The following is a 25,561-nucleotide window of genomic DNA, read 5'->3' as shown; positions in this document are numbered from 1 at the left end:
AATGACAATTAGTGAGTGGTTGCTGGCGTTTCAGTACCGGCATCTGCTGCGAGTTTGGCTTGTTGCTCAGCCAAAGATTGCAGACGTTGATGGTAGAAAGCTTCAAAATTGATTTCTGACAAATGCACTGGCGGGAAACCAGCACGGGAAATCACATCAGCGATGTTGGAACGCAGGTATGGATAAATGATATTCGGGCAACCGATACCGAGCAATGGATCGAGTTGATCCGCAGGGATATTACGCGCTTCGAAAATACCCGCTTGCTTGCCTTCAACCAGGAAAGCAACTTTGTCTTTGATTTTCGCTGTCACTGTCACAGTCACAGTGGACTCAACGATGCCTTCAGCGAGCGGCTCAGCAGTCACATCCAATGCAACTTCGATCGTCGGTGCTTCTTGTTCCAGAAAAATCGCTGGAGAGTTTGGCTGTTCAAGCGACAAATCTTTCAGATAAACGCGTTGAATTTGAAATACGGGCTGCAGATTTTCGTCAGACATGTGAGACTTTCTAAAAATTCTAAAAGATTAATAATGAACAGCGAGATGGCAAGATGTGGCTGTTTTCAGCCATTTCAAGATCACGGCGCATTATTCTATCAAGTCAAAGACAAAATCAGCAAAAATCCTCAAATTAGTGGGATTTTTGCTGATTTTATTTGATTTCCGGCAAGCAAACCCCGAGCAAAAGCTGCCAGTTAAGCCGGATTCAGCAGCGCATCGAGTTTACCAGCCCTGTCTAATGCAGACAAATCGTCAAAACCACCGACATGCGTTTCGCCGATATAAATTTGCGGCACGGTACGACGACCGGTCTTTTGCATCATATCATCACGAATCACCGGATCCAGGTCGACACGGATTTTTTCAATCTCTTCAACACCCTTGGATTTCAGCAGGCGTTCTGCCATGGTGCAATAAGGACAAACTGCGGTGCTATACATTAGGACATGCGCTGTCATGTTGTTCTCCTGCGCTAAATAACTTAATAACTGAATTACCGGATTATTTTACTGTTGGCAGACCTTGCGACTTCCAAGCCGCAACGCCCCCCTCAAGACTGACCACCTGTTCAAAGCCTGCTTTATTCAGAACACCAGTAGCGGTCGCAGAGCGGATACCACGCTCACAGACTGTAATGATGGTAGCGCTTTTTGATTTTTCCAGCTCTTTCAAGCGGTTTGGCAATTCAGCAAGAGGAATATTTTTTGCGTTTTGTAAATGACCTGTCGCAAACTCAGCCGCATCGCGTACGTCAAGAACGACGGTCTTGCCTTGATTGATCAATTGGGTTGCCTGCAGTTGTGTGACCTTCGCGCCACGTCTCTGTAGCGCGGGAAAAAGCAATGCTCCGCCAGAAACCAGGGCGAGGCCAATAATCCAGATGTTATCAATAAAGAATTTCACAGTGTTCCAATGATGAGTTAATTGTTATAAACGGTAATAAGTAGCAGTAAAGTATCTGTAACGAACGCCGCCATTATAAAATAGATGCTGCAATAGCGACTGACTCCCTCAAATTCACAACAATTTCACGTAAATCATGTACAAAATCGTTTTGATGCGCCACGGCGAATCCACCTGGAATCTCGATAACCGCTTTACTGGCTGGACCGATGTTGATCTAACGGAGAAAGGCGTAGCCGAAGCACGTCAGGCCGGACAGGTTCTTAAAGAAGCTGGTTTCACTTTTGATCTGGCATTCACCTCCGTATTGAAACGCGCCATCCGCACGCTCTGGGGCACCCTAGATGAAATGGATTTGATGTGGCTGCCGGTAGTACATGACTGGCGCCTCAATGAGCGTCATTACGGCGCGTTGCAAGGCTTGAACAAAGCGGAAACCGCCGCCCAGTATGGTGATGAGCAGGTGTTGGTATGGCGTCGCAGCTACGATACGCCGCCGAATGCCTTAACTGAAAACGATCCACGTGCTTCATTCAATGACCCGCGTTACGCTGGTTTGTCCCGCGCACAAATTCCACTCACAGAATGCCTGAAAGACACCGTAGAACGCGTCATGCCAGCGTGGGAAGATACGATTGCACCAGCAATCCGTTCCGGCAAACGCATCATCATCAGTGCTCACGGCAATAGTTTGCGCGCTTTGATCAAAATGCTGGATGGCATCAGCGATGCCGATATTGTTGGCCTGAATATTCCAAACGGTCAGCCGCTGGTGTATGAATTAGATGCTGATCTGAAGCCCATCAAACATTATTACCTTGGCGACCAGTCCGCTATCGAAGCGGCGTTGCAAGCCGTTGCCAGCCAAGGAAAATCCAAATAAGTATCTTGATGCATCAAGCCGTAACGGGTGCTTTTCAACAAAGTACTCACCACACACCATCGCATGTAGTGTCCTTAGCGTCACGACTATGTGCGATGGTCTGTCATGCTGCGATTGTGCTGACAATCAGCTTAACGGCATCGCATATCGCCCATGCGGCCTCCACTGCGCGCGCCACGCAAAAAAATCAGGCCGAAGCACAACGCGCCGAACTTCAGCAAAAACTGAAGACGCTCAAAACCGATATCAATAAAACGGAAAACGCCAAAGACAAAGCCAGCGATGCTTTAGCGGCATCCGAGCAGGCGATCTCAGAGGCGAATCGTTCTTTACGTGATTTAAAAATCGAGCAGGGCGACACAGAAGCACGTTTACAAAAACTATTAGACGAACAAAAGCGGCTCAGTGCCAAGGTAGATCAGCAGAAGAAACAGCTTTCCGATTTTTTGCGTCACCAGTACATGCGTGGCGATAGTGACCGTATCAAATTATTACTCTCTGGCGACAATCCGAATCGCATCAACCGCGACTTGCAATACATGGGCTATGTCTCGCAAACCCAGGCCAAAATGATAGAAGGCTTGCGTGTCAGCCTGGCTGCAGTGGAAAAGAATGCGAGGGATGAGCAGGAAGCCAAAGACGAATTAGATGAAATCGCGCAAGAAGAACTCACGCATAAAAATGCGCTCGAATCAGAAAAGAAAAAGCGCAGCACCCTGCTCGCCCAGTTAGCAGACAAATTGCACGCGCAGAAGAAAGAAGCGGATAGCCTGCAAAAAGATGAGCAGCGTCTGGGTAATCTGGTGTCGCGCCTGAATAAACTAATCGAGGAACAAATCAAGGCAGAGCAAGCACGAGCTGCCCAGATTGAGAAACAACGCCTGGAAAAACTCGCCGCAGAAAAAGAACAGCGTGACAGAGCGGCCAAAGACAAGGCGCTCGTAAATCAAGGTAAAAAATCAGGCAAAGCAAGCAACCCTAATGCGATTGACGCCGATGAGCCACCGGCAAAATCCTTCGCCAAGAACGAGCAAACGCCCACACCCAATAATTTTGAAGGGGAGTTCAGCAAGCTCAAAGGGCAGTTACGCCTCCCTGTCAAAGGTGATCTCATCGCCAGATTTGGCAGTAAACGAGGCGATGGCCCTAGCTGGAAAGGTCTTTTTATTAAGACCAATGAAGGCGCTGAGATCAAGGCAATTGCAGCGGGACGAGTCATTTTTGCCGAATGGCTGCGCGGCTTTGGCAATATGATCATTGTGGATCACGGCAGCCGTTACTGGAGCCTGTATGGCAACAATCAGTCGGTTTTCAAGCATGTCGGCGATGTCGTCAAGGCCGGCGACACGATTGCCAGTGCGGGTAATAGCGGCGGCAATGAAGAATCAGGTTTATACTTTGAGCTCAGATATCAAGAGCGCGTATTCGACCCGTTAACCTGGGTAACAATTAAGTGAGATGTGAGTTATAAAACATGGGCAGCAAAATTAAGAACTTTGGTTTAATCAGTTTGGGCATGATCGCCGGTGTCGCTGCGTCAGTGCAATTTTCTGCGTTGGCGCAAAAAAGTGCCGGCACGCCTTTACCGGTTGAAGAGCTGCGTCAGCTGGCCGACGTGTTTGGTCTGATCAAATCGGATTATGTGGAGCCGGTAGAAGATAATAAACTGCTGACCGAAGCCATTTCAGGCATGGTCGCCTCACTTGATCCACATTCAGCTTATCTGGATAAAAAAGCCTACGCAGAACTGCGCGAAGGCACACAGGGCAAGTTTGTCGGCCTCGGGATCGAAGTCGGGATGGAAGACGGCTATGTCAAAATCATTTCCCCCATCGAAGATTCTCCCGCCTATCGCGCCGGTGTCAAAGCAGGCGACCTGATTACCCGCCTTGACTCTCAACCGGTCAAAGGTCTGTCGCTGGACGAAGCCGTCAAAAAAATGCGCGGTGAACCGAATACCAAAATCACCCTGACGCTAGCACGCAAGACGGAAGACAAGCCTATCGTCGTCACCATCACCCGCGAACTGATCAAGCAGCAAAGCGTCAAAGCGAAACTCATCGAGCCTGGTTACGCGTGGTTGCGCATCGCGCAATTCCAGGAACCGACGGTCGAGGACATGGCGAAAAAAATCCAGACACTGTACGCGCAGGATCCGAATATCAAAGGTCTGGTCTTAGATTTACGCAATGATCCCGGCGGTGTATTGCCAGGTGCTATCGGCGTCTCTGCTGCGTTTCTGCCAAAAGACGTAGTCGTGGTATCAACAAACGGCCAGCTGCCAGATTCCAAAGCGACGTATTACGCTAAGCGCGAAAATTATGCTAACCGTGCTGTCGGCGATCCGCTCAGCAAGTTACCTGAAGCGATCAAAAATGTACCGATGGTAGTGCTGATTAATACCGGCTCCGCATCGGCATCCGAGATCGTCGCAGGGGCATTGCAAGACTACAAGCGTGCAACCATTATCGGTACCCAGAGCTTTGGCAAGGGATCGGTGCAAACCATCCGTCAACTGTCTGCCGATACCGCAGTCAAACTGACGACGGCACGCTATTACACACCGAACGGGCGCTCTATCCAGGCGAAAGGTATCGTGCCAGATCTGAACGTTGAGGAAACTGCCGATGGAGATGGATTCAATAGCCTGCGTACACGTGAAGCCGATTTACAAAAACATCTGACGAACGATAAAGAAGCTGAGCAAACCAATAAAGGCAAAGTCGATGAACTCGAAGAGGAGCAAAGACTGATTGCAATGGCAAAGAAAAGTAAGCCGCTCGAATACGGTAGCAAAGATGACTTTCAGCTGGCGCAAGCTTTAAATCACTTGAAGGGTTTACCCGTCAAAGTCACCAAAGCCGAAGCGAAAGAAGAGATGAAGGATGAGGCCGATACCAAGTCAGATGGCAAATCGGACAGCAAGAAAAAATAACCGAAAACTGGAATTAAATCAGGCCTGACAAGGTTGATTAAGCTGTCAGACCGGATGGAGCTGACTTAAGGCTCGTTAAAAGACCGCAACTGATGCGGTCTTTTTTTATCTGCGTCCCATGCATTCTTATTCCGCTTACAATACCTGGCAAGTTACGCAGTACACTTTTCCAAAGCCAGAGAATCCCATATGGACGACCACCAGCTATTACGTTATTCGCGGCATATCCTGCTCGATCAGATTGGGATCGAGGGGCAAGAAAAAATCCAGGCAGCTCATGCCTTAATTATCGGTGCAGGCGGTCTAGGTTCGCCTGCGGCCTTGTATCTCGCCAGTGCTGGCGTCGGTACCATCACACTGGTAGATCACGATACCGTCGATCTGACTAACTTACAGCGGCAAATCGTGCATAGTACTGCACGCATCGGCCAGGCCAAAGTAAGCTCGGCAAAACAAACGCTGGATGCCATTAATCCCGAGATCAATATCGTCGCTCTGCAGGAGAAAGCCAGCGATGAACGTCTGTACGAATTAGTTCAGTCCGCCAGTATTGTGCTCGATTGCTGCGACAACTTTAGTACGCGCCAAGCAGTCAATCAGGCCTGTGTCACGGCGGGTGTTCCGCTGATCTCTGGTGCGGCAATCCGCTTCGACGGGCAGATTAGTGTGTTCGATACGCGCGACGCTACATCACCTTGCTATGCCTGCCTGTTCCCGCCAGACCAGGCGTTTGAAGAAGTCATGTGCTCAACCATGGGCGTGTTCGCTCCCTTAGTCGGCATCATCGGCAGCATGCAGGCCGCTGAAGCCTTAAAAGTAGTCATGGGGATAGGACAGGCATTGACCGGTCGTTTGCTTCTGCTCGATGCCCAAAACATGGAGTGGACACCGATCCGCATCACCCGCAATCCACTGTGTCCAGTATGCGCTCAGCGCCACCATACACGATGATATCAAACTGATGTAATGCTCACGACCTCATGCAACGGTGAGAACGGCAAAGACCCTTTATTCAGCCGATCCGGTCGACCTAGCCTCTTTTGACGAGGACATGCAGCGCAGATTTGCATACCGTGTTTGCACCTGTTATTATTTGCTTTTAGACAATTAATATTTTGTTAGCGTTTATCCTTATCTGTATCACCACTATTATTGGTAATGGCGCGCCAACACAATCAAACCAGCCGTTTGCACATCCCATGCTGAATATCGTCAAAAACGAAATCAGGTCTTTATTCAAGATCCGCAAAGAACGGATGCTACCGCCACCGGGTAACATGCCCACTTTTGGCAGCACCATCGTCCTGCATCGTTTAAAAATTCAATTGCGCATGACTCTGGAGCCAGAGCAATGGGAATGGCTAACCTTAAAAGGCTGGCGCACGCAAGACATGCGCAAAAATCGCCGCAAGTATTTTAAAGTTCCGAGCAAAGCCGTCGCACGTCTGCTGCATGCCGCGCCTGAAGAGCGTGAAGATATTTATCAGCGTATCGTGACGTATGAATTTGATGAGAGTCATCTGATCTGAACCTCACGACCGCGGTCCGTCGTTACTAAGAGAGGCAGCTCTCCAGCACCTTTTCTGCGTCCTGTCTTAACTAACAGACTGACTATAATTCATCATCACTAAAAAGTATCTGCCCCCCCTCGGTTGTCTGGAAACCCTGACGACGTGTGTTACTTCCTTCCTTCATCACTAGCTATCTCGCTAGTTGGGCATCATCATCTTCCGTTTTAGCAAAGATTGGCTCCAAAAGGACCCCAGCACGACTAATTGCACTACTTTATGTCGTTGGATTACGCTTAACTTGATTGTAGGGCCCGCCAATTTCGACAATATTGATGAACCCCGATATTTAAAAAATATTTAAAAACTAGTGTAAGTAATTCTGGTTTGCGTACGACTGATGCTCAAGTTCAAGCAAAGAACAACAAATAACTCTTTGTGATGAACTTGAAGGTTCAATCCTTGACCGGTAATTTTTACTCATCAACAATTTATTTTTCGGAGAACACATCATGAAACAAACTATCCAAACTGGCGCCCTGATCGCTGCTGCCGCTGCTGCTATGGCATTGTCCGGTGCGTCTTTCGCTGCGACAGCAACTGTCAGTGCTGGCGATAAAGTACATTGTGCTGGCATCAACAGCTGCAAAGGCACCAGCGATTGCAAAACAGCGGAGAACGCTTGTAAAGGCCAGAACTCTTGCAAAGGCCACGGCTTCGTTGCAACAAAAGCAGGTGAATGCCTGGCGAAGAACGGCAAGATCGTTGATCTGGATAAATAATCCACAAGTCCGTCTGTCATGCGCTTGCTCTGGTCATTCCGGACAAGCGCAATTTTTTTAAGTGATTAAAAATGAGTATGCCCATCGCTTCACCAGGTTTCGGTCTGGGATTACGCACCGATCATTACCATGAAATTCTGGCAGCACCACAGGCAGTAGACTGGTTTGAAATCCTGTCTGAAAATTACATGGTACCGGGAGGTAAACCGCTCGCGATGCTGGATGCCGTACGACGTGATTATCCTATGGTGATGCACGGTGTATCGATGTCGATAGGCTCAGCTCAAGGACCGGATCCAGACTATTTGCGTGACTTAAAAAAATTGATACAACGCGTTCAGCCAATGTGGGTTTCTGACCATATTTGCTGGACTGGTGTACATGGTAAAAATCTGCACGATCTGTTTCCTCTGCCCTATAACGAAGAGACGATCAATATTCTTGTAAAGAATATCCGGCGCGTACAAGATGTGCTGGAACGTCCGCTTGTATTGGAAAACGTCTCCAGTTATCTCTCTTTTCAGAGCGACACGATGAGTGAGTGGGAATTCGTGGCCGCTGTGGCAGAAGAGTCGGACAGTCTGATTTTGCTCGATGTCAACAATATCTATGTCAGCAGCGTCAATCATGGTTTTGATCCATTGACTTATCTCAATGCAATTCCCGTGCGGCGGGTACAGCAAATCCATCTGGCTGGCCATCATGATCACGGCACCCATATCATCGATACGCATGATCATCCGGTCGCCGATCCGGTATGGGCTTTATACGAACAGGCTTTGCGCCGTTTCGGTAACATCGCCAGCATGATAGAGCGTGACGATCATATTCCACCTCTGGCAGATCTGGTGTCTGAACTGGCGATTGCGCGTCAGATTGCCCGGTGTGTCTCGGAAGAACAATGTCTGCTGGCTAAATCAGCTCCTTCACAGCCTGCATACCCTGCTCACCATCAATACCATCAAGCCATGCCGGAGACTTCGACATGATGCCGCTTTCCGCACTGGGCAAACTGCAAGCTGAATTTCAAGATGCGATTCTTGGTCTCAATACGCCGGCCAGCATACTGCCTCACATAGGCAATCAATCTGGGCTAGCGACGGAAGAGCGACTTGCCATTTATTTCGATGGCTATCGTTTGCGCTTATGCGAAGCAATGTCCAGCGCGTTTGATAAAACCCGTGCCTATCTCGGTGACGAATTATTTGATCAGGCATGCCGTGTTTATATTCAGGGGCACCCATCCCAATCGCGCAATTTGCGCTGGTATGGCGCTGATTTTCCTGCGTTTTGCCAGGTCTTCTTTTCCGACTATCCCCTGGTTGCCGAACTTGCCGGATTTGAATGGTATTTAAGCCTGGCGTTTGATGCAGAAGATCAGCCCGTGCTAAGCATCGATAACCTAGGTTTGATAGCGCCGCATGCATGGGAAAGCATAGGATTTAGTTGTCAGGCATCGCAACACTTTTTGCACAGCCAGTGGAATTCGGTGACAACCTGGCTGGCGCTGAGCGAAGAACAAACTCCGCCAGCACCGCAGCGATCTGAGGACACGGTTATCTGGCTGATCTGGCGCAGAGAGTTGCAAGCGCATTTCCGCTCGGTCTCGCCGGCAGAACACCAGGCGCTGCAGTCACTCAGTGCCGGAAAAAGTTTTGCCGATGTGTGTGCCGGGGCGGCCGAACATAACCCGGAAAGCACCGTACAAATTGCAGGCTGGCTGCATACTTGGCTTAACGAAGGACTACTCTCAGGGATAACCTGATCTGCTGATGCCATCATTGCGCCTGACCTTGGCCAAACAACGGGAGCGGAGCCAGATGCTACAATCTGGCTCCGCTGTTTCCTGCCTTCGACCATGCCCCTCTCAGATCTGATCAAACTCATTCTCCTTGCTGCAATCTGGGGAGGATCATTTATTTTTATGCGTGTCGCGGTACCGGAATTAGGGGTTGTAGTGACAGCGAGTTTGCGCGTGACAATCGCTGGTCTTGCCTTGCTGGGTTTTGTGCGGCTGCAATCCGTTCCCATGTTATGGAGGGAGAACGTAAAATCGTATGCCATCGTCGGATTTTTCTCTGCAGCGTTTCCATTTTCCTGCTTCTCTTACGCATCACAGTTTTTGCCGACTGCATACTCAGCAGTGTTAAATGCCACTGCACCTCTATTCGGGGCTTTATTTTCCATCATCTGGCTAGCAGACCGTCTGACAATACGTAAGCTGACTGGTTTATTGCTGGGTATTATCGGCGTGGCCGTTCTGGTTGGCGCAGGTGCACTGGATTTAAATCCACAGACACTCAGCGGCGCTCTGGCATGCCTGTCTGCCGCAGCCTCCTATGCGATCTCCAGTATTTTGATGAAAAAGATGGGGCAGAATAAAACTGCTACCAACACCCCATCAACAGGCATTCATCCATATGCAATGGCATGCGGATCCATGCTAATGGGAGGCTTGATACTGGCACCGGCAGTACCGTTCTCGCTACCGCATCAAATCCCCTCAGTCACTGCGATTGTGTGCATGCTCTCACTCGCATTGCTGGCAACTGGCGTGGCGCAAGCGATTTTCATTCCGCTAATTAGTCGTATTGGCCCTACCAAGGCAATGACCGTGACATTCCTAATTCCAATGTTCAGTATGTTGTGGGGTTATTTATTTCTACAGGAAACCGTCAGCACGTCGACCATTTTAGGTACCACCATCGTACTCTGTGCAATGGGTTTAATTTTGCACACTCGGCCATCAGTACCCGTATCGGCGAAAACTTAAGTCGACATAGTTGGAGTCCCCTGCATGCGCAATGCAGGACGTAAATTTTGTTCAACAAAGTCGGCGCACTGCGGTGCAGGTAAAGGCTTGCTGAACAAAAATCCCTGTCCGTAAGTGCAATCTAGCCCCCGTAAAAATTCTGCCTGCTCCCGGGTCTCGATACCTTCCGCGACAACCCGCATATCCATATGATTTGACAGCGAGACGATCGCCTGTGCAATCGCGGCATCATCTTTATCATCAGGTAAATCTGAGACAAAACTCCGGTCGATTTTTAATTTGTGAATCGGAAAGCGTTTTAAGTAAGCCAGTGAGGAATAGCCTGTTCCAAAATCGTCGAGTGATAATTTAAAACCACGGCTGGACAAATCCGTCAAAATCGTCAGAGTCTCCGCCGTTTGCGACATCAGCATCGTCTCAGTCAATTCCAGCTCCAGCAAATGCGCCGGACAGTCATTTTCCCGGGCGATGCGCTCCACACTGTCGGCAAACCCGGGCTGACGAAACTGCCTTGCCGAGACATTCACCGCGACGAACAGAGGTCCGAATTGCTGTTCCCACCGGTTGATCTGCGCACAGGCTTGATGCAATACCCATTCGCCTATAGTCACGATCAATTGGCTCTCTTCGGCAATCGGAATAAATTCCGCAGGAGAGACAAAACCCAGACTCGGATGCTTCCAGCGTAATAAGGCTTCCATCCCCGCGACTTTATTGGTCGCCAGTTCCATGATCGGCTGGTAATACACTTCCAGCTCGGCATTTTCAATCGCCTTGCGCAAACCAGATTCAATCGTAAAGCGCTGTAAAGTACGCTTAGACATCGCAGGCTTCCACAGCTGGACATTGTTCTTGCCAAAGGCTTTCGCCTCATACATCGCCGCATCGGCCGAGCTGAGGAGGTCTTCAAATGTACTGACATGATCAGGCATCATCGCCACACCGATGGAGGCACCGACATTGAACTCATGGATCTCGCACAAAAATGACTGACTTAATAATGCCAATAATTTTTCCGCCAGACGCAAGGCATCATCGGTACTTTTAGGATTATCGAGTAGCACCGCAAATTCGTCGCCTCCTAGCCGCACAACCAGATCATTCGAGCGCAAGGTTTTTTGCAAGCGATCTGCCACGGCGATCAGTAACAGATCGCCTATGCGATGACCGAAGGTATCATTCACATATTTAAAGTTATCAATATCGATAAAGAGCAGGCCAAATTTGGCAGAATTTTTAGCTCGATGCTCCAACTCTCTGGTGCGGCGATTAAAGAAATGCCGGTTCGGCAATCCCGTCACACTATCGTAGTGCGCAATATGATCGAGTTGAATTTCTGCACGCTTACGTTCAACTAATTCCTTGCCGATTGCCATATCCCGCCGCTGGATCTGCTCAATCATGAAATTAAAACTTTCACCCAGCGTACCGATTTCATCATCGGTAGGAATCAAGGCGCGCTGATTGTAGTCATCTTTACCGGATACCTCCTGCATCAGTAAAACCAGCTGCTGAATAGGATTAAGAATACGGCGCAAATAACGTCTAAGTAACCGTCCTGCCAGCAATACCGCTGCCAGCGTCGCGAGTACGATCACCGTCACCAGCCCGGCTATCCTTTGATATGTCGCGGTCAAATCAACATGCATCTGCAGGGTACCGACCTGCTGCTCTTCTGCCATGACAGGCGTATTCACAACCAGATAGCGCGAATAAAAACGTGACTCGACGGTGTTCAAAGGGGTGGTTTCTGGTGCGTCACTGATCTGCCATGGCTGGTCAGGACTCACCGGACGAACATACGAAGCAAACAAAGTGGCATCCGGGTAGCGCAACTCACCGGCCAGAACATTTGTATCCTGCGCCAGCGCACGTACGACTTCCTGTGCCGCTTTTGCGTCTTTGAATAAAAACGCCGGGGCGCTGTTTTGTGCAATGACCTGGGCGACGATTTCGGTATTACGCAGCAGATCGGTGCGTGCCGTCATCCATAGGTAAGACACGATCAGCGCCACCGCAAAAAAAGACGCCAGACTGAAAGCCAGCAGATTCACCAGCATCAGCTTTTTTTCCAGCGTTTTTTTTATCATCGGCTTAGTCGTCATCGCTTTATCCATCATTTAACATTACGCGCGAGACGCAACAGCTTGGAACTCAGGGTCAATCCTGCCGTTTTTGCGACGTTTTGATTGACGTCAAACATGACGTTACTACCGTCCTGCACGATGACGATCATAACGTTCGGGTATTTCTCATCGATATGTGATGTTTCGGTCACAGTGAGAATGGCTTGCTGACTAATGGATGGCGCAATCCGGTTAAAGTTTTCTCTCTCTGCAGCAGGGATAAACAATAAATGGCAATTTTTAAGATCCGCGCTACTCACGGCACGGCGAATACGGATGGTTTTACCACGGATTCTTTTTTGTGCGGCTTTTTCTAAAAAACGTCCAAACGGATCTTTGCCGAATACGCAAAACTCCAGGGCCTCATCAGTGGATTCAGGCCAGTCAGTAAATAGCGCAAAATTATTCAGATAAACAGCCTTCAACGCGTATTCAGGCGCATCTGCAACGTCGTCAGCCAATGCCGGCGAGGCAATGCACAAAGGCAGCAATGCAGCCAAGGTGAGATAGTTCAAAAATTGCCTGCGCAATTTAAAACGCATAGTTCAATCCTAGTTGCCATTGTCGTCCATCGCCGGGCAAGGTGCTGGTAGGTGCTTCGTCTGAGGCAGGATATAAAATCCGCCGGCCCAGTGCGTTTGCGACGCGTAGTTGCAGATCCAGACCATGCAATAATTTAGTGATATTCAGCGTCAGATTCAGCACTGATTGCGTGCCCATCGCAGTGCGTGTACCGCGCCAATCCAGCGTTCTCGGCCCCAGCGCATTGAACTCAAGTCCGCCGACCCAGTTGTCATTCCATAATGCACGGCTGGCGCGCAGCTTACTGATCCAGCGCGGACTGTTCCCCAGACTCATACCATTCATATCACCGCTACGATTAAAGGCAAGACTGGTATTGACGACCAGACCGTCCCCGGCACGCAAACGATGAAATAACTCGACGCCCTGCGCGGCAACGCTAGGATGATTTTGATATTGAAACAGACCGCCGCCCAGATCGACCTGACGTATCAGGTCGGACAAGCGATAATCGAACAGGGACAATCCCATTTCCTGACGCGAATTAATCTGATATTCCGCTATCGCCTCCAAGGTACGTATCGTCTCTGGCGCGAGTTTGGGATTCGCCAAATATACCTGATCGCGTGCATACGCAGATTCATAGGCATTCGCGGCGCGGTAAGCACGGCCACCCAGAAGCTTCAAGGTCAGGTCAGAACTCGGATTCCAGATCAAGGCAAGCCTAGGGCTCGTATGAAATCGGCTGTCGCTGTTTCTGTCCGTACGCAGACCTGCATTTAAACGCCAGTCGGGTAAAAAATTCCACTCATCCTGCAAGTAAAAACCATAGCGTTTTCCTGGTGTACTGATCGACAAAGGCGTATTCACCGAGGCACTGATATCGGCATTTTTTTGAATGGCATCAAGATCGCTTTGAAAATCAATTCCGGCAATCCATTTGTGGTCGTCCAATCCGGTGTACATGAGTCTGGCCTCACCAGAAAGCCAACTGCCTTTAGCCTCATCACGGTTAACATAGCTGCCAGCGACGGAGTCCTTGTAGGGTGCATCGCCCTGATAGGTAATACGCTGATAAGCGAAACGCGCATCAAACTGGGTCGTGGCCGTCAATGCCTTTTGATACGAACTCATCAGGCCATAACTGCTGTCGATCAAATGCAGGCGGCCATCATCAAAATTGCTGCCATACAGCGCGGAGGAGGGATGCACATCACGCCGGGCAGCCCAAGCAGACATGGCAAATCCGCCTTGCTTCAGTCCAGCAAATAGTCGCGTGACCGTCAGCATATCCAGACCATGTGTCATGCCATCGGGTGAAGGTTTGCCATTGCTGGTCAGCAGCCCGATTGCACCGGGATATTGCAGATCCTGTCCCAGCTTATCGGCACGGCTCACTGACATGATCAGATCAGGCATGTCGCTATCAGCCCGCCTGCTGGCGACTGCATGTAACTCGCGCCATCCATCGCTTTGCCATTGCATACCGGCACTCAGCGCGGGCAGGCTTTTGGCGCTGCGGGTCAATACATTGATCACGCCAAACATCGCATTGGCACCATAAATCGATGAACCAGGACCAGGTACATATTCGATCCTGTCGATCAGCCCCATGTCGACACGGAACTCATGCCCCAGATTGGCCTGGTCATATAAATTGTCATTTAGCGGCTGCCCATCCAGCAACAGCAAAAACCGCATGTTGTAGTCACCCGGCACCATAAAACCACGGGCACCGACAAAGGCAAACGCACGATCCGAACTCGCATACATACCCGGCAAACTGTCCAGAGCTTCGGCCAGTGTGCGCCAGCCGTGACGACGGATATCTTCTGCGCTGATGACCTGCACTGCCGAGGGCGCCTGACTCACGCTTTGCGCATACTTGGAGGCACTGCGCACCTGGACCTTCATCAGGTCTTCGAGCGACAGTTCATTGAGATCTTCTATGCTGGTACCCGCTGTGCTGGCAGCTTGTGCCGATGCGGGTTGTGAGGCAAAAGCAGAGGCAAATCCCGCAAGAAGGAAAAGAAGGGGCAAGCGGGACATGCAAGACTCTGCAACATTCATGGTGTTGTTCTCTGCCAGTTAGTGGAATTATATTACTCTAACAACTGGCTTTTTGCCAATTAAACAACACCAGTTTTATCTGTAAACAAATTTAATTTTTCGGATTGAGGTAAGAATTCAAGCCTTTTTTTGTTGCAATACAGATGACAGCAGTATCGATACCAATATACAACATTATTATTTCTTAGGCGAAAGAATTGTGCGGCCTAATGTATTTTCACTACATTGAGAAAATCGGGTCAGCCTGCATCACGCCTCGTAGGGAATTGCACAGAATAACCGCCTCGGCATCGCGTACGTCATCGATACACAGGTGCGCTTCGCTGGCCTTCCACTGCGGATCGTCGAGCAAGACGGCCCGCATGATGCCTGGCAATACGCCGTCGCTGAGTGGCGGAGTCAGCCATGTGCCATTTTTCCGGACGAACACATTGCTGCGCCCGCCCTCGGTTAAGTGCCCGTGCTGGTTGAAAAACAGCATATCAAATGCGCCTTGGCGCTCGGCGGCCTTCCAGGCCTGATCATAAACTTGGCGTACCGTCGTTTTATGGCGCAAAAACAGATCGTCGCTATGTGTAGAACCGCTTGCCAGCAGCACCTTCACACGCGCCGTCAACGGCAGTAGCGCAGCACTCTGTATATCCACCTGACCATCGGCCCGAAGTGCCAGACGCAGGCGGTGAGCGCCTTGTGGCGGCAAATTGGCCTGAAAGGCGCATAAAGACTGCGTGATTAGATCTTCATCAAATTTGAAACCAAGATAATCTGCCGACTGGCGCAGGCGCTGTAAATGCCGTGTCAGATGGCGACAGCCCTCGGCATGAGTGGCGTGCATAGTTTCAAACAGTTCGAATTCAGGCGCCAATCCACTCAGGAACCTGGCTTTTAACTGGCACTCTGCAAATTCCTCTCTGGCGACGCTGTCATGCACGATACCTGCGCCAACACCCATGACAGCAGGCCTTACAAACAAGCTATCCGATGCGGGTAAATGCAAAGTGCGTATTGGCACCGACAGGCAAAAATCGCCGAGATTGTGGGACGCTTGCGGTGGATCGAACCAGCCAATGGCGCCGGTATATAAGCCGCGCGGCGCTGTCTCCAGCTCACGCACGATCTGCATCGTTCTGCGCTTTGGTGCGCCGGTGATAGAGCCGCAGGGATACAGGGCCGATAAGACAGCATCAAGCCCAGTCCCTGCCAGCAACTCAGCATCAATGCTGGACGTCATTTGCAAGACGCTGGAAAACCGCCTGACCTCGAATAAAGCAGGTACCTTGACCGATCCGGGCACCGCGATACGTCCGAGATCATTGCGCAGCAAATCGACGATCATCAGATTCTCTGCACGATTTTTTACGTCCGCCGCTAGCGCCTCTGCCAACGCCGCATCCTGCACTTCATCGCCGGTCGCAGCAGCCGTACCCTTCATCGGCTTGGCATGCAAATGTCCGGCCTGATGACGGACAAAAAGCTCTGGCGAGAGTGACAATATTGCCTCGCCATCGGGCAGACAAATCAAGGCGCCATAAGGCACAGGCTGACGCTGGCGCAAACGACGATACAGATTCAGGGGCGAGCCATACACATCAAAATGCAAGCGATAGGTGTAATTCACCTGATAAGTATCTCCAGCTGCAATGTACGCACGCACCTGATCGATAGCCTTGGTGAATTGCGTCTCGTCTACGCTATTGCGCATACCGGCAACACCGGCAAGGCTGGCTAACTCGGAGCCTCTAGCCTCTGCCTCGGCTGTGGCCGACGCCTCCAGCAAATAATGAACCTGCGCTTGGCTCACGACCTCACAACGTGAGAATAACAAGATCCTGGATGGTATTTGCCGACCGCTCCACGAGTCGATGTCCTGCAAGGCAGCGCCAGTCTCATACGATAACAACGCGACCGCGTACCGCCCCTGCTGCAAAGCGACTTCTAGCTCTTGCCACAGCACATGCCAGGTTGCCGCGTCATAGCAGGTCAGCACCTCGATAAGGTCCGAATATAAACGTGACGAGGCGCTACCTTCCGGCGACTGCGCGTCATCAAGCAAGGCAAAACATGCAGGTGACTTGTGGGGCAAAAAAGACACTGATCATTCCAGACAAACGAGGATGCGCAGGAGTTTACTCGCAGACGCCATTCAGTGCATGAGTGATACGATTATTTTTATTGCAATAAAAATAACAAAATCTTATACTGACTTCAGTAAGAACAACACCACTCGCGCTTATTGGTCGATAATATCGTTCAAAATAACTCAAATAATAGACAAGATAATGCAAACAGCATTCCTCCGATTACCTCTCGCAAAAAAACTACTGCACGACAACCTGACCGCGATCACGATCGTACTGTCGTCCGTGCTAGTGTTGTTTCTACTTTTCTCGACTTACATGACGCAAAAAAACCTGCGTGCCGAGACTTTGTACAAAGCGAATGTACTAGCTGCCAATCTCGACGACAATTTGAGTATTGAATATCAGAAACAGGCACGCAAACTAATACTCAATGCAGGCACCGCAAGCAATGTTCTGAGCATCTACGTATTTGACAATAAAGGTGTGCCTCAGATTAGCTGGAACCGCATGTCACATTTTGTCAGGCCCGATCCTGCTGCGACCATTACGCCTGCCAACCACGCACAGACGAGTTTGCAATCGTCTTACCTGGCCGCCACCGTACCTGTCATGGATGGTGCGGAAATCATCGGCATGATTCAGATGCATGTGAGTCTGGAGTCGATTTATAAAGACTTCTGGCTGCACCTGGTCATGGGACTATTGTTGCTGATCGTCAGCACAGTCGCGAGTGTCTACCTGCTGACCGAACGCCAGATACAACGACTGGCGCCGATCATCGAACTATCCCGGGTCGCGGAGCAAGTCGCTAATTCAGAAGACTACACACTGCGCGTACAACATCCTGAGAGCAAGCAACTAGGCAGCCTGAGCCAGCATTTTAATAAAATTATGGCGCATATCGAAGTCTGGGAATCCGACATCCAAAGCGAAGCACATCAGCGTCGCGAAGCTGAACAACGGCTGTCGATTCTGGAAAATCACGATAGCCTGACCAAACTGCCAAACCGGCATTTCTTCCATCGTCTCCTGACGAATTGCGTAGAAGACGCGGTTGAATCGAATCAGCTAGCCGCACTGGCGTTTATCGATATCGACCATTTCAAGGCGCTGAACGATGCCTATGGCTATGATGCCGGCGACCTGATCATCACCACGATGGCGAATCGTCTGTGTAATGTGTTGCGCAATACTGATACGCTGTGCCGTGTCGATGGTGATGAGTTTGCCGCGATCTTACCGAATATCGGTAGTGTTGAGATGGCACAAATTTTATCCGAACGCCTGGTGCAGGCAGTGCGTGAACCGCTGATTGTCCGCGGCAAAAAACTGGTTATCACAGCCAGCGTCGGCGTGGCATGCTGCCCCATGCATGGCAAAGAGCAGCGCCTGTTTTTACACAATACGGATCTGGCCTTGAAAGAAGCAAAATTCTCGGGTACGAATACCTGGAGAATCTTTACGGCCCCCACCGGGAATCTGGTACCGGCTACCCCAGCAACACGCTTAGCTGTACAGTAGCCTGCTCGCCTGGCAATTGTTTAAAACCGGTTTTGGCGTAACGGTGCCAGCGCCCCATGATAAAACTCACCAGCAAATTAGCGCGCGGCAGGACTTCCGATTCCAGCGCGCTTCCTTGGGTGCTGGCGAGGCGCAATGACTGCTTGAAGGCGAGTTCAATCCGCTCGGCGAATTGATTCATGCGTAGCTGCAAGCGCTCATCTTCATTGACCAGAGCATCGCCAATTAGCACCCGCGTCATACCGGGATTACGCTCGGCAAAATTGAGTAACATCAGCGCAATTGCCTGTGCCTGCAAGATACCGTCCTCTTGTTGCTGACTGATCTGATTGATCAGGCCGAACACCGATCCCTCGATAAATTCAATCAGTCCTTCAAACATCTGCGCCTTGCTCGCAAAATGCCGGTACAAAGCCGCCTCGGATACGTCGAGCCGGGCCGCCAGAGCGGCTGTCGTGATTTTTTCACCCTTAGGATTTTCCAGCATTGCCGCCAGAGTTTGTAAGATCTGTAGCTTACGCTCACCAGGTTTCGTAGTTGCCATATTATTGATTTTTTAGAAGTGCGCTGAACATAAACGATGAACGTGATCGGGTAAGTCGAGTACTGATTTTACTTTGACATCGACGCAGGCATACATTTTTTTCTGCGACAAACTGTCGGCTGGCAAATACGCCGTCACCAGCACCGTACGCATCCCGATCTGCTTGGCGGCACGGAGATTACTCACCGTATCCTCAACCAATACACAGTCGCGCGGATGCACGCCTTGCCTCGCCAGCAGTTTTAGCAAATACGGCACCGAGGGTTTCGGCCGCAATTGCCCATGCACCCGCATGGCTTCAATCGGTATGTGCTCAGCAAAATGCCGGTGCAAACCCAGATGCCGCACGACCTCATGTGAATACTGTCGCGGTGCATTTGTGAGCAAAATTTTTCGCCCCGGCAAACGCTCTAACAAACGCCCCAATCCGCGTTCGGCGCGAATCATATCAGCTAGATGCTCAAAGCGATGCGCTTCGTGTAAAAAATGATCGGCTTTTACACCATGATGACGCACCAGTCCCATCAGGGTTGCACCATAGCGCTTCCAGTACAGCTGCCTTGCCGCATTGACGGTCTCCGCATCTGCCGGTGTAATGCCGTCGCCCAGCAGATCCGCCATAAACACATTCATGTTGTGCGTAATCGCAGGAAAAATCGCATGACTGGCATTATGCAAGGTGTTATCAAGATCAAACAACCAGAGCGGGGTGCGTTGCTTCATAGCGCCATCAAAGAGAAAAAGGGCGGATAACCGCCCTGTTTATTGGTTTAATTGACTGAATCAGTCTGATTATTATCGCTATACGACTACATACCCGCTATGCATGAACATGTTTTTCCGCATGCATGTTTTCTAAATGCGTGTTTTTCTGCACGATTTCTGGACGTTTAATGGCTGCGTATCATGGTACCAAAGGCCTGCTCGGTCAGTACTTCCAACAACAGGGAATGTTCGATCCGGCCATCGATAATATGCACCGTATTCACGCCAGATTTCGCCGCATCCAGTGCAGAAGAAATTTTTGGCAACATCCCGCCAGAAATAGTACCATCAGCGAACATCTCATCAATTTCACGCGCCGACAAATCCGTTACCAGATTACCTTGCTTGTCTTGTACACCGGCGATATTGGTCATCATGATCAGCTTTTCGGCCTTCAGGATTTCTGCAATTTTGCCTGCCACCACATCGGCATTGATATTGTATGCCTGACCGTCTACACCAAAGCCGATAGGTGAAATAATAGGAATAAATGCATCATCCTGCAAAGCCTTCACAACAGCAGGATTGATGGCATCGATCTCACCGACAAAACCGATATCGAGGAACTGGCCTGGTTTTTCCCGATCAGCCATCATCATTTTTTTGGCACGGATCAAACCACCATCTTTGCCAGTCAGGCCGACTGCCTGTCCACCGTAGTGATTGATCAGCATGACGATGTCCTGCTGCACTTCACCACCGAGTACCCACTCCACGACTTCCATGGTTTCTTCATCGGTGATGCGCATACCCTGGACAAAGGTGCCCTGCTTACCCATTTTTTTGAGTGCATTATCAATTTGCGGGCCACCGCCATGGACGACAACCGGATTCATCCCGACCAGTTTGAGCAAAATCACGTCACGCGCAAAACCATGCTTCAGGCGCTCTTCTGTCATGGCATTGCCACCGTATTTGACGACGATGGTTTTCCCGTGGAATTTACGGATGTATGGCAAGGCTTCTGCGAGAATCTCCGCCTTGATCTCAGGCGCAACACCTGCCAATTTATCGTCTGTAGACGCTGCTGTGTCGGTTACACTACTCATAATAAAAGTATCCTATATGCATGGAAGTTTCCCGAATTTTACAGGGAAAACTCCCTGCTCAGTCAGTGAGCTTAGGATTTACGCCGTCTCTCTTGTGAATACCACGAATAAATTTAAAAAATGACATCACTATCGTCTTTGCATCAACAACTGGAAGCCATGCGCCCAGTCTTGTTTCGCTTCGCGATGCTGCAACTACGCAATGACTCACAGGCAGAAGATGCGGTCCAGGAGGCTTTGCTGGCGGTTCTTGAAAAACCAGACAGTTTTGCCGGGCAATCTTCTTTACGCACCTACGTCACGGGCATATTGAAGTACAAGATTATCGATTGCCTGCGCGCGGCGAATAAAGAAGTCTGCCTGCAAATAGATGACGATGAGTCCGAAGCCGATTTAATCGACAGCCTGTTCACCAAAAACGGCCATACTCAGGAACCGCCCAAAGCCTGGGGCAATCCTGATGCCAGCCTGGAGCAAAAAGATTTTTTCCGGGTGCTTGAAGTCTGCCTGGAAAAATTACCCGCCAATACAGCACGGGTATTCATGATGCGCGAGTGGCTGGAATTAGAAACCGAAGAAATTTGTAAGGAATTGGCGCTGACCACGTCTAACCTGTGGGTGCTGCTCTATCGCGCCAGACTACGCTTACGTGAATGCCTGGATTTGAACTGGTTTGCGAATAAAACTTAGTACTTATTACAATAAAAACCGATCAATCATGCGATTACTTATTACCTGCAAACAAGCACATCAGATGGTGTCCGAAGGCTTAGACCGGCATCTCAGCCTGGGGGAGCGTGCGCGTCTGAAAATGCATTTATCCGTCTGCGATGGCTGCACCAATTTTAACGGGCAAATGCAATTGCTACGCCGCGCAATGCGCAAGCTGCCGCTACGGGATGACAGCAACGATCAGGACCATACGTCATGAGCATTTGTCCACGCTGCCAAGCTGTGTTCACCTGTGCCATGGCGGACAATACCGGCAAAGACTGCTGGTGCACAGCGATACCTCCTATCGCCTTTGAAAAATTACCCGATGGCAAACTGGAGATGGATGCACGCTGCTTCTGCCCCAGGTGTTTGCCGGAGTGGAAAGCGGAACGGGAAGCGCTGCAAAACCCGATATCCACAATTCAGTTACCATAGCGTTTTGATGACGTTTTGCATCGTCATCCAGCATCTCAGGCAAAAAGAAAAGAGAGAGGTCGATAATCCTCGTCAATTTGCCTGAAACAGACATCATCCCGGACACCCACTATGCCATCTGATCAGAAAACTGAACTCACTCCTGCTACTACAGCTGTTACTACGGCCGTTACTACGGCTCTTACTCCAGTTAGCGTCCCCATCTCGCAGCGTATCCGCGAACGCATTGTAGCCAGCAAAACACGTTATCACGCGAACGATAATATCGCCGCGTTTATCCAGCCTGGCGAACTGGATCAGTTGCTTGATGAAGTCGAAGAAAAACTCAAAGGTGTGTTGCAAAGTTTGGTCATTGATACTGATAGTGATCACAACACACAGGATACCGGTCGCCGTGTCGCCAAGATGTATCTGAATGAAATTTTTAAAGGCCGGTATGTCAGCATGCCACCAGTCACGGAATTCCCGAACGCATCACACCTGAATGAGCTGATGATCATCGGACCGATCACGGTACGCAGTGCCTGCTCGCATCACCTGTGCCCGATTATCGGCAAGGTCTGGATCGGCGTCATGCCGAACGAGCATTCGAACCTGATCGGCTTGTCAAAATACGCCAGGATCGCCGAATGGATCATGAGCCGACCGCAAATTCAGGAAGAAGCTGTAGTGCAGCTAGCCGACACCTTGCAAGAAAAAATGCAACCAGATGGTCTTGCCGTTGTGATGGAAGCAGACCATTTCTGCATGCACTGGCGCGGCGTCAAAGACATGGATGCCAAAATGATCAACAGCGTCATGCACGGATCTTTTTTAAAGGATCCGAATTTGCGCCGTGAATTTTTATCTCTGATCAAGCGTTAACCGGTAGCACAATACCGGTAATCTGTCTTTCCCACTACGCTCATACCAACTTAAAAGAGAACATCATGTTAGTCCGACTTTTATATGCCAGCCGTGCCATCGATAACCAGATGTGCGACATGATTCAAGGCATCATGCAGCAGTCGCGCGCGCACAATCCGGCTAACGGCATTACCGGCATTTTATGTCACAGCGATCACGTCTTTATGCAGGTATTAGAAGGCGGACGTGAAGCAGTCAATATCCTGTACGGTCATATATTGCGCGACCCGCGCCATACCGATGTGACGCTGCTGCATTACGAAGAAATCAATGAACGGCGCTATGCAGGATGGACCATGGGACAGGCGAATCTGGGGAAAATCAATCCATCGATTTTATTGAAATATTCGGCTTTGCCAGAACTTCATCCTCATCGTATGTCAGGGAAAAATTCTCTGGCCCTGATTGATGATCTGATGGCGACCGCGGCAATCGTCGGCCGCACGTAGACGCCATGTAGTGCCGGCCAAACCTGCTATGTAATCGAATAGGCAGAGTAACTCGCGGCGACTTTGTCCGGAATCGGGGCATCAATCGCCGCACAAATACAACGCAAGATGTCGGCGGAGTCGATACTCAATTGTTCACCAGCGGCGGCAAGCAGCAAGCGTATCAGGAATGGTTTGGCCAGCGGTGCCAGCTGGTTCAATTTATCCAGCGCTTGTTTGACTTCAAAATAATCCGGGCTTTCTGCCGCCACACTCGCTACATTCGCTGCACCCTCAGTACCTACCGCCGCACTAGCCGTCATCATCTGCATATCACCGGCACTCAGCCCCAGCTCCGGCATGCTATTCGCAGCGCGCAGGAAGATATCTCTGGCGGCAAAATCAGCAGCCTGTTTGCCTGAGGCAGTTTGAGCTACCAGTGACAATAATAAGGCCGCTTCTTTCTTTAGTTGAGTCAGTTGCGTGTAGCGTATCGGTACGGCACGTCCTGCCATTGGACCAAGCCTGCGCTCAAGTACCGTCTGCAGCACAAATTCTGCCTGTGTCATTTTCTGGTCAGCAGCAATAAGCTTGTGTACGTTGGACAAGACCAGACCCCTTTGCTCAGGCGATAATAATTTCAACGCAGGCATCGCCAAGTCAAGCAAAGGCAAGCGGACACTGCGAGGGAGACGGTCGACATGATCTTGCAACATCGTGGCCAGCGCACATTGCGACTGCGCTGATTGCTGCAATAGCTGTATCTGCGCGGCATAGCCCTGAGCTTCGCTACGGTCAAGCAACAAAGCGTAGACCAACGCGGCAGCTCCTGCAGGCTCACGTAAGTTGTTCAGCAACTCCGCAGGTAAACCTGGTTGGGGCTGAGATTGAGGTTGAGATTGGCTATGGTTACCAAAAGCGATAGCTGCGCTGCCCGTATCCGCACTGACATGACGGACCTCAGCGGCTCTGGCAGCCTGTGCGGATAAGACATTACGTGCACCGAAGCCATACATGCCCTCAGGCAAACCCGCATGTGAACCGGTTTCTACAATTTCGCTTGCATCAAGGAATTCAACACTCTTGCCATACACCCGACGCAAGCGCTCCTGCAAAGGCGGATGCGTCGCAAATAATCCATCCAGCAGATTCGGTCTGGCAGCGCCCAGGAACATATGCGAAAACTGTTCTGCATGCGGATTGTCGATGCGCGAGCCACAATCGTTCGTGCGCGTTAGTCCGCCAATTTTACGCAGCGCGCCGCCGATACCATCCGGGTTACGGGTGAACTGCACGGCGCTCGCATCTGCCAAAAATTCCCGCTGACGCGATACCGCTGATTTGATCAACCGTCCGAAAAATATCCCTACATAACCGACCACAAACAAGACGCCACCAACGACCAGCAGAATCATTTGTGCCGATGGCCCTTTTTCGTCACGGCTGCGCGATGAACCAAAACGCGCGCCCCAATACATCAGCTCCTGACCGAAAGTCGCAATCATCTGTATGCCAAACAGAACGCCGATCAGTTTGATATTCATGCGCATATCGCCGTTCAGGATATGACTAAACTCATGTCCGATCACACCTTGCAACTCATCACGGCTAAGACGCGACAAGGTGCCTCGCGTCACGGCGACTACCGCCTCATTCTGATGATAGCCCGCCGCAAATGCATTGATCGCATCCTCATGATCCATGATGTAGACGCGGGGACAGGCGATACCGGATGCCAGCGCCATTTCTTCGACGATATTCAGCAAGCGACGCTCTTGCAGATCCTGGGATGATGGCATCACCAGACGTCCGCCAGCCATCTCGGCAACCGCATCGCCGCCGTCACGCAGACGGAACATTTCAAATAAAGTACCGCCACCGATAAACAATAAAGTGAGGCCGGTATTTAAAAAGAAAAATCCACGGGGGTAATGATGCAGACCCGCGAAACGCTGACCACTGGACCAGATCCAGACCAATGCCAGGCTGAAGTTAACTGCGAGCACAATAGCAATCACCGCCAGAAAAAACAAAAATAGTAGTTTTTTACTTTGGCGGTGAGCCTGGTCTTGTTGCTCGAAAAAATCCATGCGGATTCAGGCAGCTAAAGAGA

The 25,561-nt window shown here is 50.3% G+C and carries 26 protein-coding genes; 15 read left to right on the top strand and 11 right to left on the bottom strand.

Going from position 1 to position 25,561, the window contains the following annotated elements; all coding sequences use genetic code 11:
• Positions 1 to 8: 8 nt before the first annotated feature.
• From secB to ACO0LE_RS02610, 3 genes are all read right to left on the bottom strand, one after another.
• Positions 9 to 500, bottom strand: a complete 492-nt coding sequence (secB, locus tag ACO0LE_RS02620) for a protein-export chaperone SecB (RefSeq protein WP_422958857.1) — start codon at positions 498 to 500, stop codon at positions 9 to 11.
• A gap of 197 nt (positions 501 to 697) precedes the next feature.
• The gene (grxC, locus tag ACO0LE_RS02615; protein WP_422958856.1) at positions 698 to 961 is read right to left on the bottom strand and encodes a glutaredoxin 3; all 264 of its coding nucleotides are present in this window, start codon (positions 959 to 961) and stop codon (positions 698 to 700) included.
• 43 nt (positions 962 to 1,004) lie between these two features.
• Positions 1,005 to 1,406: a rhodanese-like domain-containing protein gene (locus tag ACO0LE_RS02610; protein WP_422958855.1), complete on the bottom strand. Its 402-nt coding sequence runs from the start codon at positions 1,404 to 1,406 to the stop codon at positions 1,005 to 1,007.
• 136 nt (positions 1,407 to 1,542) lie between these two features.
• Here ACO0LE_RS02610 and gpmA point away from each other — a divergent pair, with 136 nt between their 5' ends.
• The 9 genes from gpmA to ACO0LE_RS02565 all read left to right on the top strand — a co-directional run bounded on the left by gpmA (position 1,543) and on the right by ACO0LE_RS02565 (position 10,287).
• Positions 1,543 to 2,289 carry a 2,3-diphosphoglycerate-dependent phosphoglycerate mutase gene (gene gpmA, locus ACO0LE_RS02605; protein WP_422957439.1) on the top strand — a complete coding sequence of 249 codons (747 nt, stop codon included), beginning with the start codon at positions 1,543 to 1,545 and terminating at the stop codon, positions 2,287 to 2,289.
• A gap of 8 nt (positions 2,290 to 2,297) precedes the next feature.
• The gene (locus tag ACO0LE_RS02600) at positions 2,298 to 3,746 is read left to right on the top strand and encodes a murein hydrolase activator EnvC family protein (RefSeq protein ID WP_422958854.1); all 1,449 of its coding nucleotides are present in this window, start codon (positions 2,298 to 2,300) and stop codon (positions 3,744 to 3,746) included.
• A gap of 17 nt (positions 3,747 to 3,763) precedes the next feature.
• The gene (locus ACO0LE_RS02595) at positions 3,764 to 5,224 is read left to right on the top strand and encodes a S41 family peptidase (RefSeq protein ID WP_422958853.1); all 1,461 of its coding nucleotides are present in this window, start codon (positions 3,764 to 3,766) and stop codon (positions 5,222 to 5,224) included.
• A 189-nt stretch (positions 5,225 to 5,413) separates the two neighbouring features.
• Positions 5,414 to 6,175, top strand: a complete 762-nt coding sequence (locus tag ACO0LE_RS02590; RefSeq protein ID WP_422958852.1) for a HesA/MoeB/ThiF family protein — start codon at positions 5,414 to 5,416, stop codon at positions 6,173 to 6,175.
• Between the two features lie 248 nt (positions 6,176 to 6,423).
• The gene (locus ACO0LE_RS02585; RefSeq protein ID WP_422958851.1) at positions 6,424 to 6,753 is read left to right on the top strand and encodes a hypothetical protein; all 330 of its coding nucleotides are present in this window, start codon (positions 6,424 to 6,426) and stop codon (positions 6,751 to 6,753) included.
• Positions 6,754 to 7,244: 491 nt separating this feature from the next.
• Positions 7,245 to 7,514: a hypothetical protein gene (locus ACO0LE_RS02580; protein ID WP_422957448.1), complete on the top strand. Its 270-nt coding sequence runs from the start codon at positions 7,245 to 7,247 to the stop codon at positions 7,512 to 7,514.
• A 71-nt stretch (positions 7,515 to 7,585) separates the two neighbouring features.
• Positions 7,586 to 8,503: a DUF692 domain-containing protein gene (locus ACO0LE_RS02575; protein ID WP_422958850.1), complete on the top strand. Its 918-nt coding sequence runs from the start codon at positions 7,586 to 7,588 to the stop codon at positions 8,501 to 8,503.
• A complete protein-coding gene (locus ACO0LE_RS02570; protein ID WP_422958849.1) occupies positions 8,500 to 9,279 on the top strand; it encodes a DNA-binding domain-containing protein in 780 nt (259 codons plus the stop codon). The genes ACO0LE_RS02575 and ACO0LE_RS02570 overlap by 4 nt, the downstream gene beginning before the upstream one ends.
• A gap of 93 nt (positions 9,280 to 9,372) precedes the next feature.
• The gene (locus ACO0LE_RS02565) at positions 9,373 to 10,287 is read left to right on the top strand and encodes a DMT family transporter (protein WP_422958848.1); all 915 of its coding nucleotides are present in this window, start codon (positions 9,373 to 9,375) and stop codon (positions 10,285 to 10,287) included.
• Here the strand turns inward: ACO0LE_RS02565 and ACO0LE_RS02560 are convergent.
• From ACO0LE_RS02560 to ACO0LE_RS02545, 4 genes are all read right to left on the bottom strand, one after another.
• Complete coding sequence (locus tag ACO0LE_RS02560) at positions 10,284 to 12,392, bottom strand: putative bifunctional diguanylate cyclase/phosphodiesterase (protein WP_422958847.1); 2,109 nt, start codon at positions 12,390 to 12,392, stop codon at positions 10,284 to 10,286. The two genes, ACO0LE_RS02565 and ACO0LE_RS02560, sit on opposite strands and share 4 nt — an antisense overlap.
• A gap of 11 nt (positions 12,393 to 12,403) precedes the next feature.
• Positions 12,404 to 12,955 (bottom strand): YfiR family protein, encoded by a 552-nt coding sequence (locus ACO0LE_RS02555; RefSeq protein WP_422958846.1) that lies wholly within the window; start codon positions 12,953 to 12,955, stop codon positions 12,404 to 12,406.
• Entirely contained in the window at positions 12,945 to 14,984 is a 2,040-nt protein-coding gene (locus tag ACO0LE_RS02550; protein WP_422958845.1) for a TonB-dependent receptor plug domain-containing protein, read from the bottom strand. The genes ACO0LE_RS02555 and ACO0LE_RS02550 overlap by 11 nt, the downstream gene beginning before the upstream one ends.
• Positions 14,985 to 15,225: 241 nt before the next feature.
• On the bottom strand, positions 15,226 to 17,097 hold the full coding sequence (locus ACO0LE_RS02545; RefSeq protein ID WP_422958844.1) for a chorismate-binding protein: 1,872 nt from the start codon (positions 17,095 to 17,097) through the stop codon (positions 15,226 to 15,228).
• A 187-nt stretch (positions 17,098 to 17,284) separates the two neighbouring features.
• On the opposite strand from ACO0LE_RS02545, the gene ACO0LE_RS02540 reads away from it, so the two are divergent.
• On the top strand, positions 17,285 to 18,607 hold the full coding sequence (locus ACO0LE_RS02540; protein WP_422958843.1) for a diguanylate cyclase domain-containing protein: 1,323 nt from the start codon (positions 17,285 to 17,287) through the stop codon (positions 18,605 to 18,607).
• On the opposite strand, the gene slmA is transcribed toward ACO0LE_RS02540, so the two are convergent.
• The 3 genes from slmA to argB all read right to left on the bottom strand — a co-directional run bounded on the left by slmA (position 18,576) and on the right by argB (position 20,965).
• Positions 18,576 to 19,151, bottom strand: coding sequence for a nucleoid occlusion factor SlmA (slmA, locus tag ACO0LE_RS02535; RefSeq protein ID WP_422958842.1), 576 nt, complete (start codon positions 19,149 to 19,151; stop codon positions 18,576 to 18,578). The two genes, ACO0LE_RS02540 and slmA, sit on opposite strands and share 32 nt — an antisense overlap.
• A 12-nt stretch (positions 19,152 to 19,163) precedes the next feature.
• Complete coding sequence (locus ACO0LE_RS02530; RefSeq protein WP_422958841.1) at positions 19,164 to 19,874, bottom strand: pyrimidine 5'-nucleotidase; 711 nt, start codon at positions 19,872 to 19,874, stop codon at positions 19,164 to 19,166.
• Between the two features lie 167 nt (positions 19,875 to 20,041).
• On the bottom strand, positions 20,042 to 20,965 hold the full coding sequence (gene argB, locus ACO0LE_RS02525) for an acetylglutamate kinase (protein WP_422957458.1): 924 nt from the start codon (positions 20,963 to 20,965) through the stop codon (positions 20,042 to 20,044).
• A gap of 120 nt (positions 20,966 to 21,085) precedes the next feature.
• Between argB and ACO0LE_RS02520 the strand changes: the two genes are divergently transcribed.
• The 5 genes from ACO0LE_RS02520 to ACO0LE_RS02500 all read left to right on the top strand — a co-directional run bounded on the left by ACO0LE_RS02520 (position 21,086) and on the right by ACO0LE_RS02500 (position 23,469).
• Positions 21,086 to 21,655, top strand: a complete 570-nt coding sequence (locus tag ACO0LE_RS02520) for a sigma-70 family RNA polymerase sigma factor (protein ID WP_422958840.1) — start codon at positions 21,086 to 21,088, stop codon at positions 21,653 to 21,655.
• Positions 21,656 to 21,683: 28 nt separating this feature from the next.
• Positions 21,684 to 21,896, top strand: coding sequence for a zf-HC2 domain-containing protein (locus tag ACO0LE_RS02515; RefSeq protein ID WP_422958839.1), 213 nt, complete (start codon positions 21,684 to 21,686; stop codon positions 21,894 to 21,896).
• The gene (locus ACO0LE_RS02510; protein WP_422958838.1) at positions 21,893 to 22,114 is read left to right on the top strand and encodes a cysteine-rich CWC family protein; all 222 of its coding nucleotides are present in this window, start codon (positions 21,893 to 21,895) and stop codon (positions 22,112 to 22,114) included. The genes ACO0LE_RS02515 and ACO0LE_RS02510 overlap by 4 nt, the downstream gene beginning before the upstream one ends.
• Positions 22,115 to 22,225: 111 nt before the next feature.
• Positions 22,226 to 22,978 carry a GTP cyclohydrolase I gene (gene folE, locus ACO0LE_RS02505; RefSeq protein WP_422958837.1) on the top strand — a complete coding sequence of 251 codons (753 nt, stop codon included), beginning with the start codon at positions 22,226 to 22,228 and terminating at the stop codon, positions 22,976 to 22,978.
• A gap of 65 nt (positions 22,979 to 23,043) precedes the next feature.
• Positions 23,044 to 23,469, top strand: a complete 426-nt coding sequence (locus tag ACO0LE_RS02500) for a BLUF domain-containing protein (protein ID WP_422958836.1) — start codon at positions 23,044 to 23,046, stop codon at positions 23,467 to 23,469.
• A gap of 26 nt (positions 23,470 to 23,495) precedes the next feature.
• Here ACO0LE_RS02500 and ACO0LE_RS02495 read toward each other — a convergent pair whose 3' ends face one another.
• The gene (locus ACO0LE_RS02495; protein ID WP_422958835.1) at positions 23,496 to 25,538 is read right to left on the bottom strand and encodes a M48 family metallopeptidase; all 2,043 of its coding nucleotides are present in this window, start codon (positions 25,536 to 25,538) and stop codon (positions 23,496 to 23,498) included.
• Between the last annotated feature and the right edge of the window lie 23 nt (positions 25,539 to 25,561).

Origin of the sequence: Undibacterium sp. Xuan67W (genome assembly GCF_049340165.1) — a bacterium.
Lineage (GTDB): Bacteria > Pseudomonadota > Gammaproteobacteria > Burkholderiales > Burkholderiaceae_D > Undibacterium.
Note: the sequence above shows the minus strand (reverse complement) of the source record. Positions and strands in the feature narration are given on the sequence as shown.

Excerpts from the sequence above, each read along its gene's own strand:
- secB (WP_422958857.1), bottom strand. The coding sequence starts at position 500 with ATGTCTGACGAAAATCTGCAGCCCGTATTTCAAATTCAACGCGTTTAT.
- grxC (WP_422958856.1), bottom strand. The coding sequence starts at position 961 with ATGACAGCGCATGTCCTAATGTATAGCACCGCAGTTTGTCCTTATTGC.
- gpmA (WP_422957439.1), top strand. The coding sequence starts at position 1,543 with ATGTACAAAATCGTTTTGATGCGCCACGGCGAATCCACCTGGAATCTC.
- ACO0LE_RS02600 (WP_422958854.1), top strand. The coding sequence starts at position 2,298 with ATGCATCAAGCCGTAACGGGTGCTTTTCAACAAAGTACTCACCACACA.
- ACO0LE_RS02595 (WP_422958853.1), top strand. The coding sequence starts at position 3,764 with ATGGGCAGCAAAATTAAGAACTTTGGTTTAATCAGTTTGGGCATGATC.
- ACO0LE_RS02590 (WP_422958852.1), top strand. The coding sequence starts at position 5,414 with ATGGACGACCACCAGCTATTACGTTATTCGCGGCATATCCTGCTCGAT.
- ACO0LE_RS02585 (WP_422958851.1), top strand. The coding sequence starts at position 6,424 with ATGCTGAATATCGTCAAAAACGAAATCAGGTCTTTATTCAAGATCCGC.
- ACO0LE_RS02580 (WP_422957448.1), top strand. The coding sequence starts at position 7,245 with ATGAAACAAACTATCCAAACTGGCGCCCTGATCGCTGCTGCCGCTGCT.
- ACO0LE_RS02575 (WP_422958850.1), top strand. The coding sequence starts at position 7,586 with ATGAGTATGCCCATCGCTTCACCAGGTTTCGGTCTGGGATTACGCACC.
- ACO0LE_RS02570 (WP_422958849.1), top strand. The coding sequence starts at position 8,500 with ATGATGCCGCTTTCCGCACTGGGCAAACTGCAAGCTGAATTTCAAGAT.
- ACO0LE_RS02565 (WP_422958848.1), top strand. The coding sequence starts at position 9,373 with ATGCCCCTCTCAGATCTGATCAAACTCATTCTCCTTGCTGCAATCTGG.
- ACO0LE_RS02560 (WP_422958847.1), bottom strand. The coding sequence starts at position 12,392 with ATGACGACTAAGCCGATGATAAAAAAAACGCTGGAAAAAAAGCTGATG.
- ACO0LE_RS02555 (WP_422958846.1), bottom strand. The coding sequence starts at position 12,955 with ATGCGTTTTAAATTGCGCAGGCAATTTTTGAACTATCTCACCTTGGCT.
- ACO0LE_RS02550 (WP_422958845.1), bottom strand. The coding sequence starts at position 14,984 with ATGTCCCGCTTGCCCCTTCTTTTCCTTCTTGCGGGATTTGCCTCTGCT.
- ACO0LE_RS02540 (WP_422958843.1), top strand. The coding sequence starts at position 17,285 with ATGCAAACAGCATTCCTCCGATTACCTCTCGCAAAAAAACTACTGCAC.
- slmA (WP_422958842.1), bottom strand. The coding sequence starts at position 19,151 with ATGGCAACTACGAAACCTGGTGAGCGTAAGCTACAGATCTTACAAACT.
- ACO0LE_RS02530 (WP_422958841.1), bottom strand. The coding sequence starts at position 19,874 with ATGAAGCAACGCACCCCGCTCTGGTTGTTTGATCTTGATAACACCTTG.
- argB (WP_422957458.1), bottom strand. The coding sequence starts at position 20,965 with ATGAGTAGTGTAACCGACACAGCAGCGTCTACAGACGATAAATTGGCA.
- ACO0LE_RS02520 (WP_422958840.1), top strand. The coding sequence starts at position 21,086 with ATGACATCACTATCGTCTTTGCATCAACAACTGGAAGCCATGCGCCCA.
- ACO0LE_RS02515 (WP_422958839.1), top strand. The coding sequence starts at position 21,684 with ATGCGATTACTTATTACCTGCAAACAAGCACATCAGATGGTGTCCGAA.
- ACO0LE_RS02510 (WP_422958838.1), top strand. The coding sequence starts at position 21,893 with ATGAGCATTTGTCCACGCTGCCAAGCTGTGTTCACCTGTGCCATGGCG.
- folE (WP_422958837.1), top strand. The coding sequence starts at position 22,226 with ATGCCATCTGATCAGAAAACTGAACTCACTCCTGCTACTACAGCTGTT.
- ACO0LE_RS02500 (WP_422958836.1), top strand. The coding sequence starts at position 23,044 with ATGTTAGTCCGACTTTTATATGCCAGCCGTGCCATCGATAACCAGATG.
- ACO0LE_RS02495 (WP_422958835.1), bottom strand. The coding sequence starts at position 25,538 with ATGGATTTTTTCGAGCAACAAGACCAGGCTCACCGCCAAAGTAAAAAA.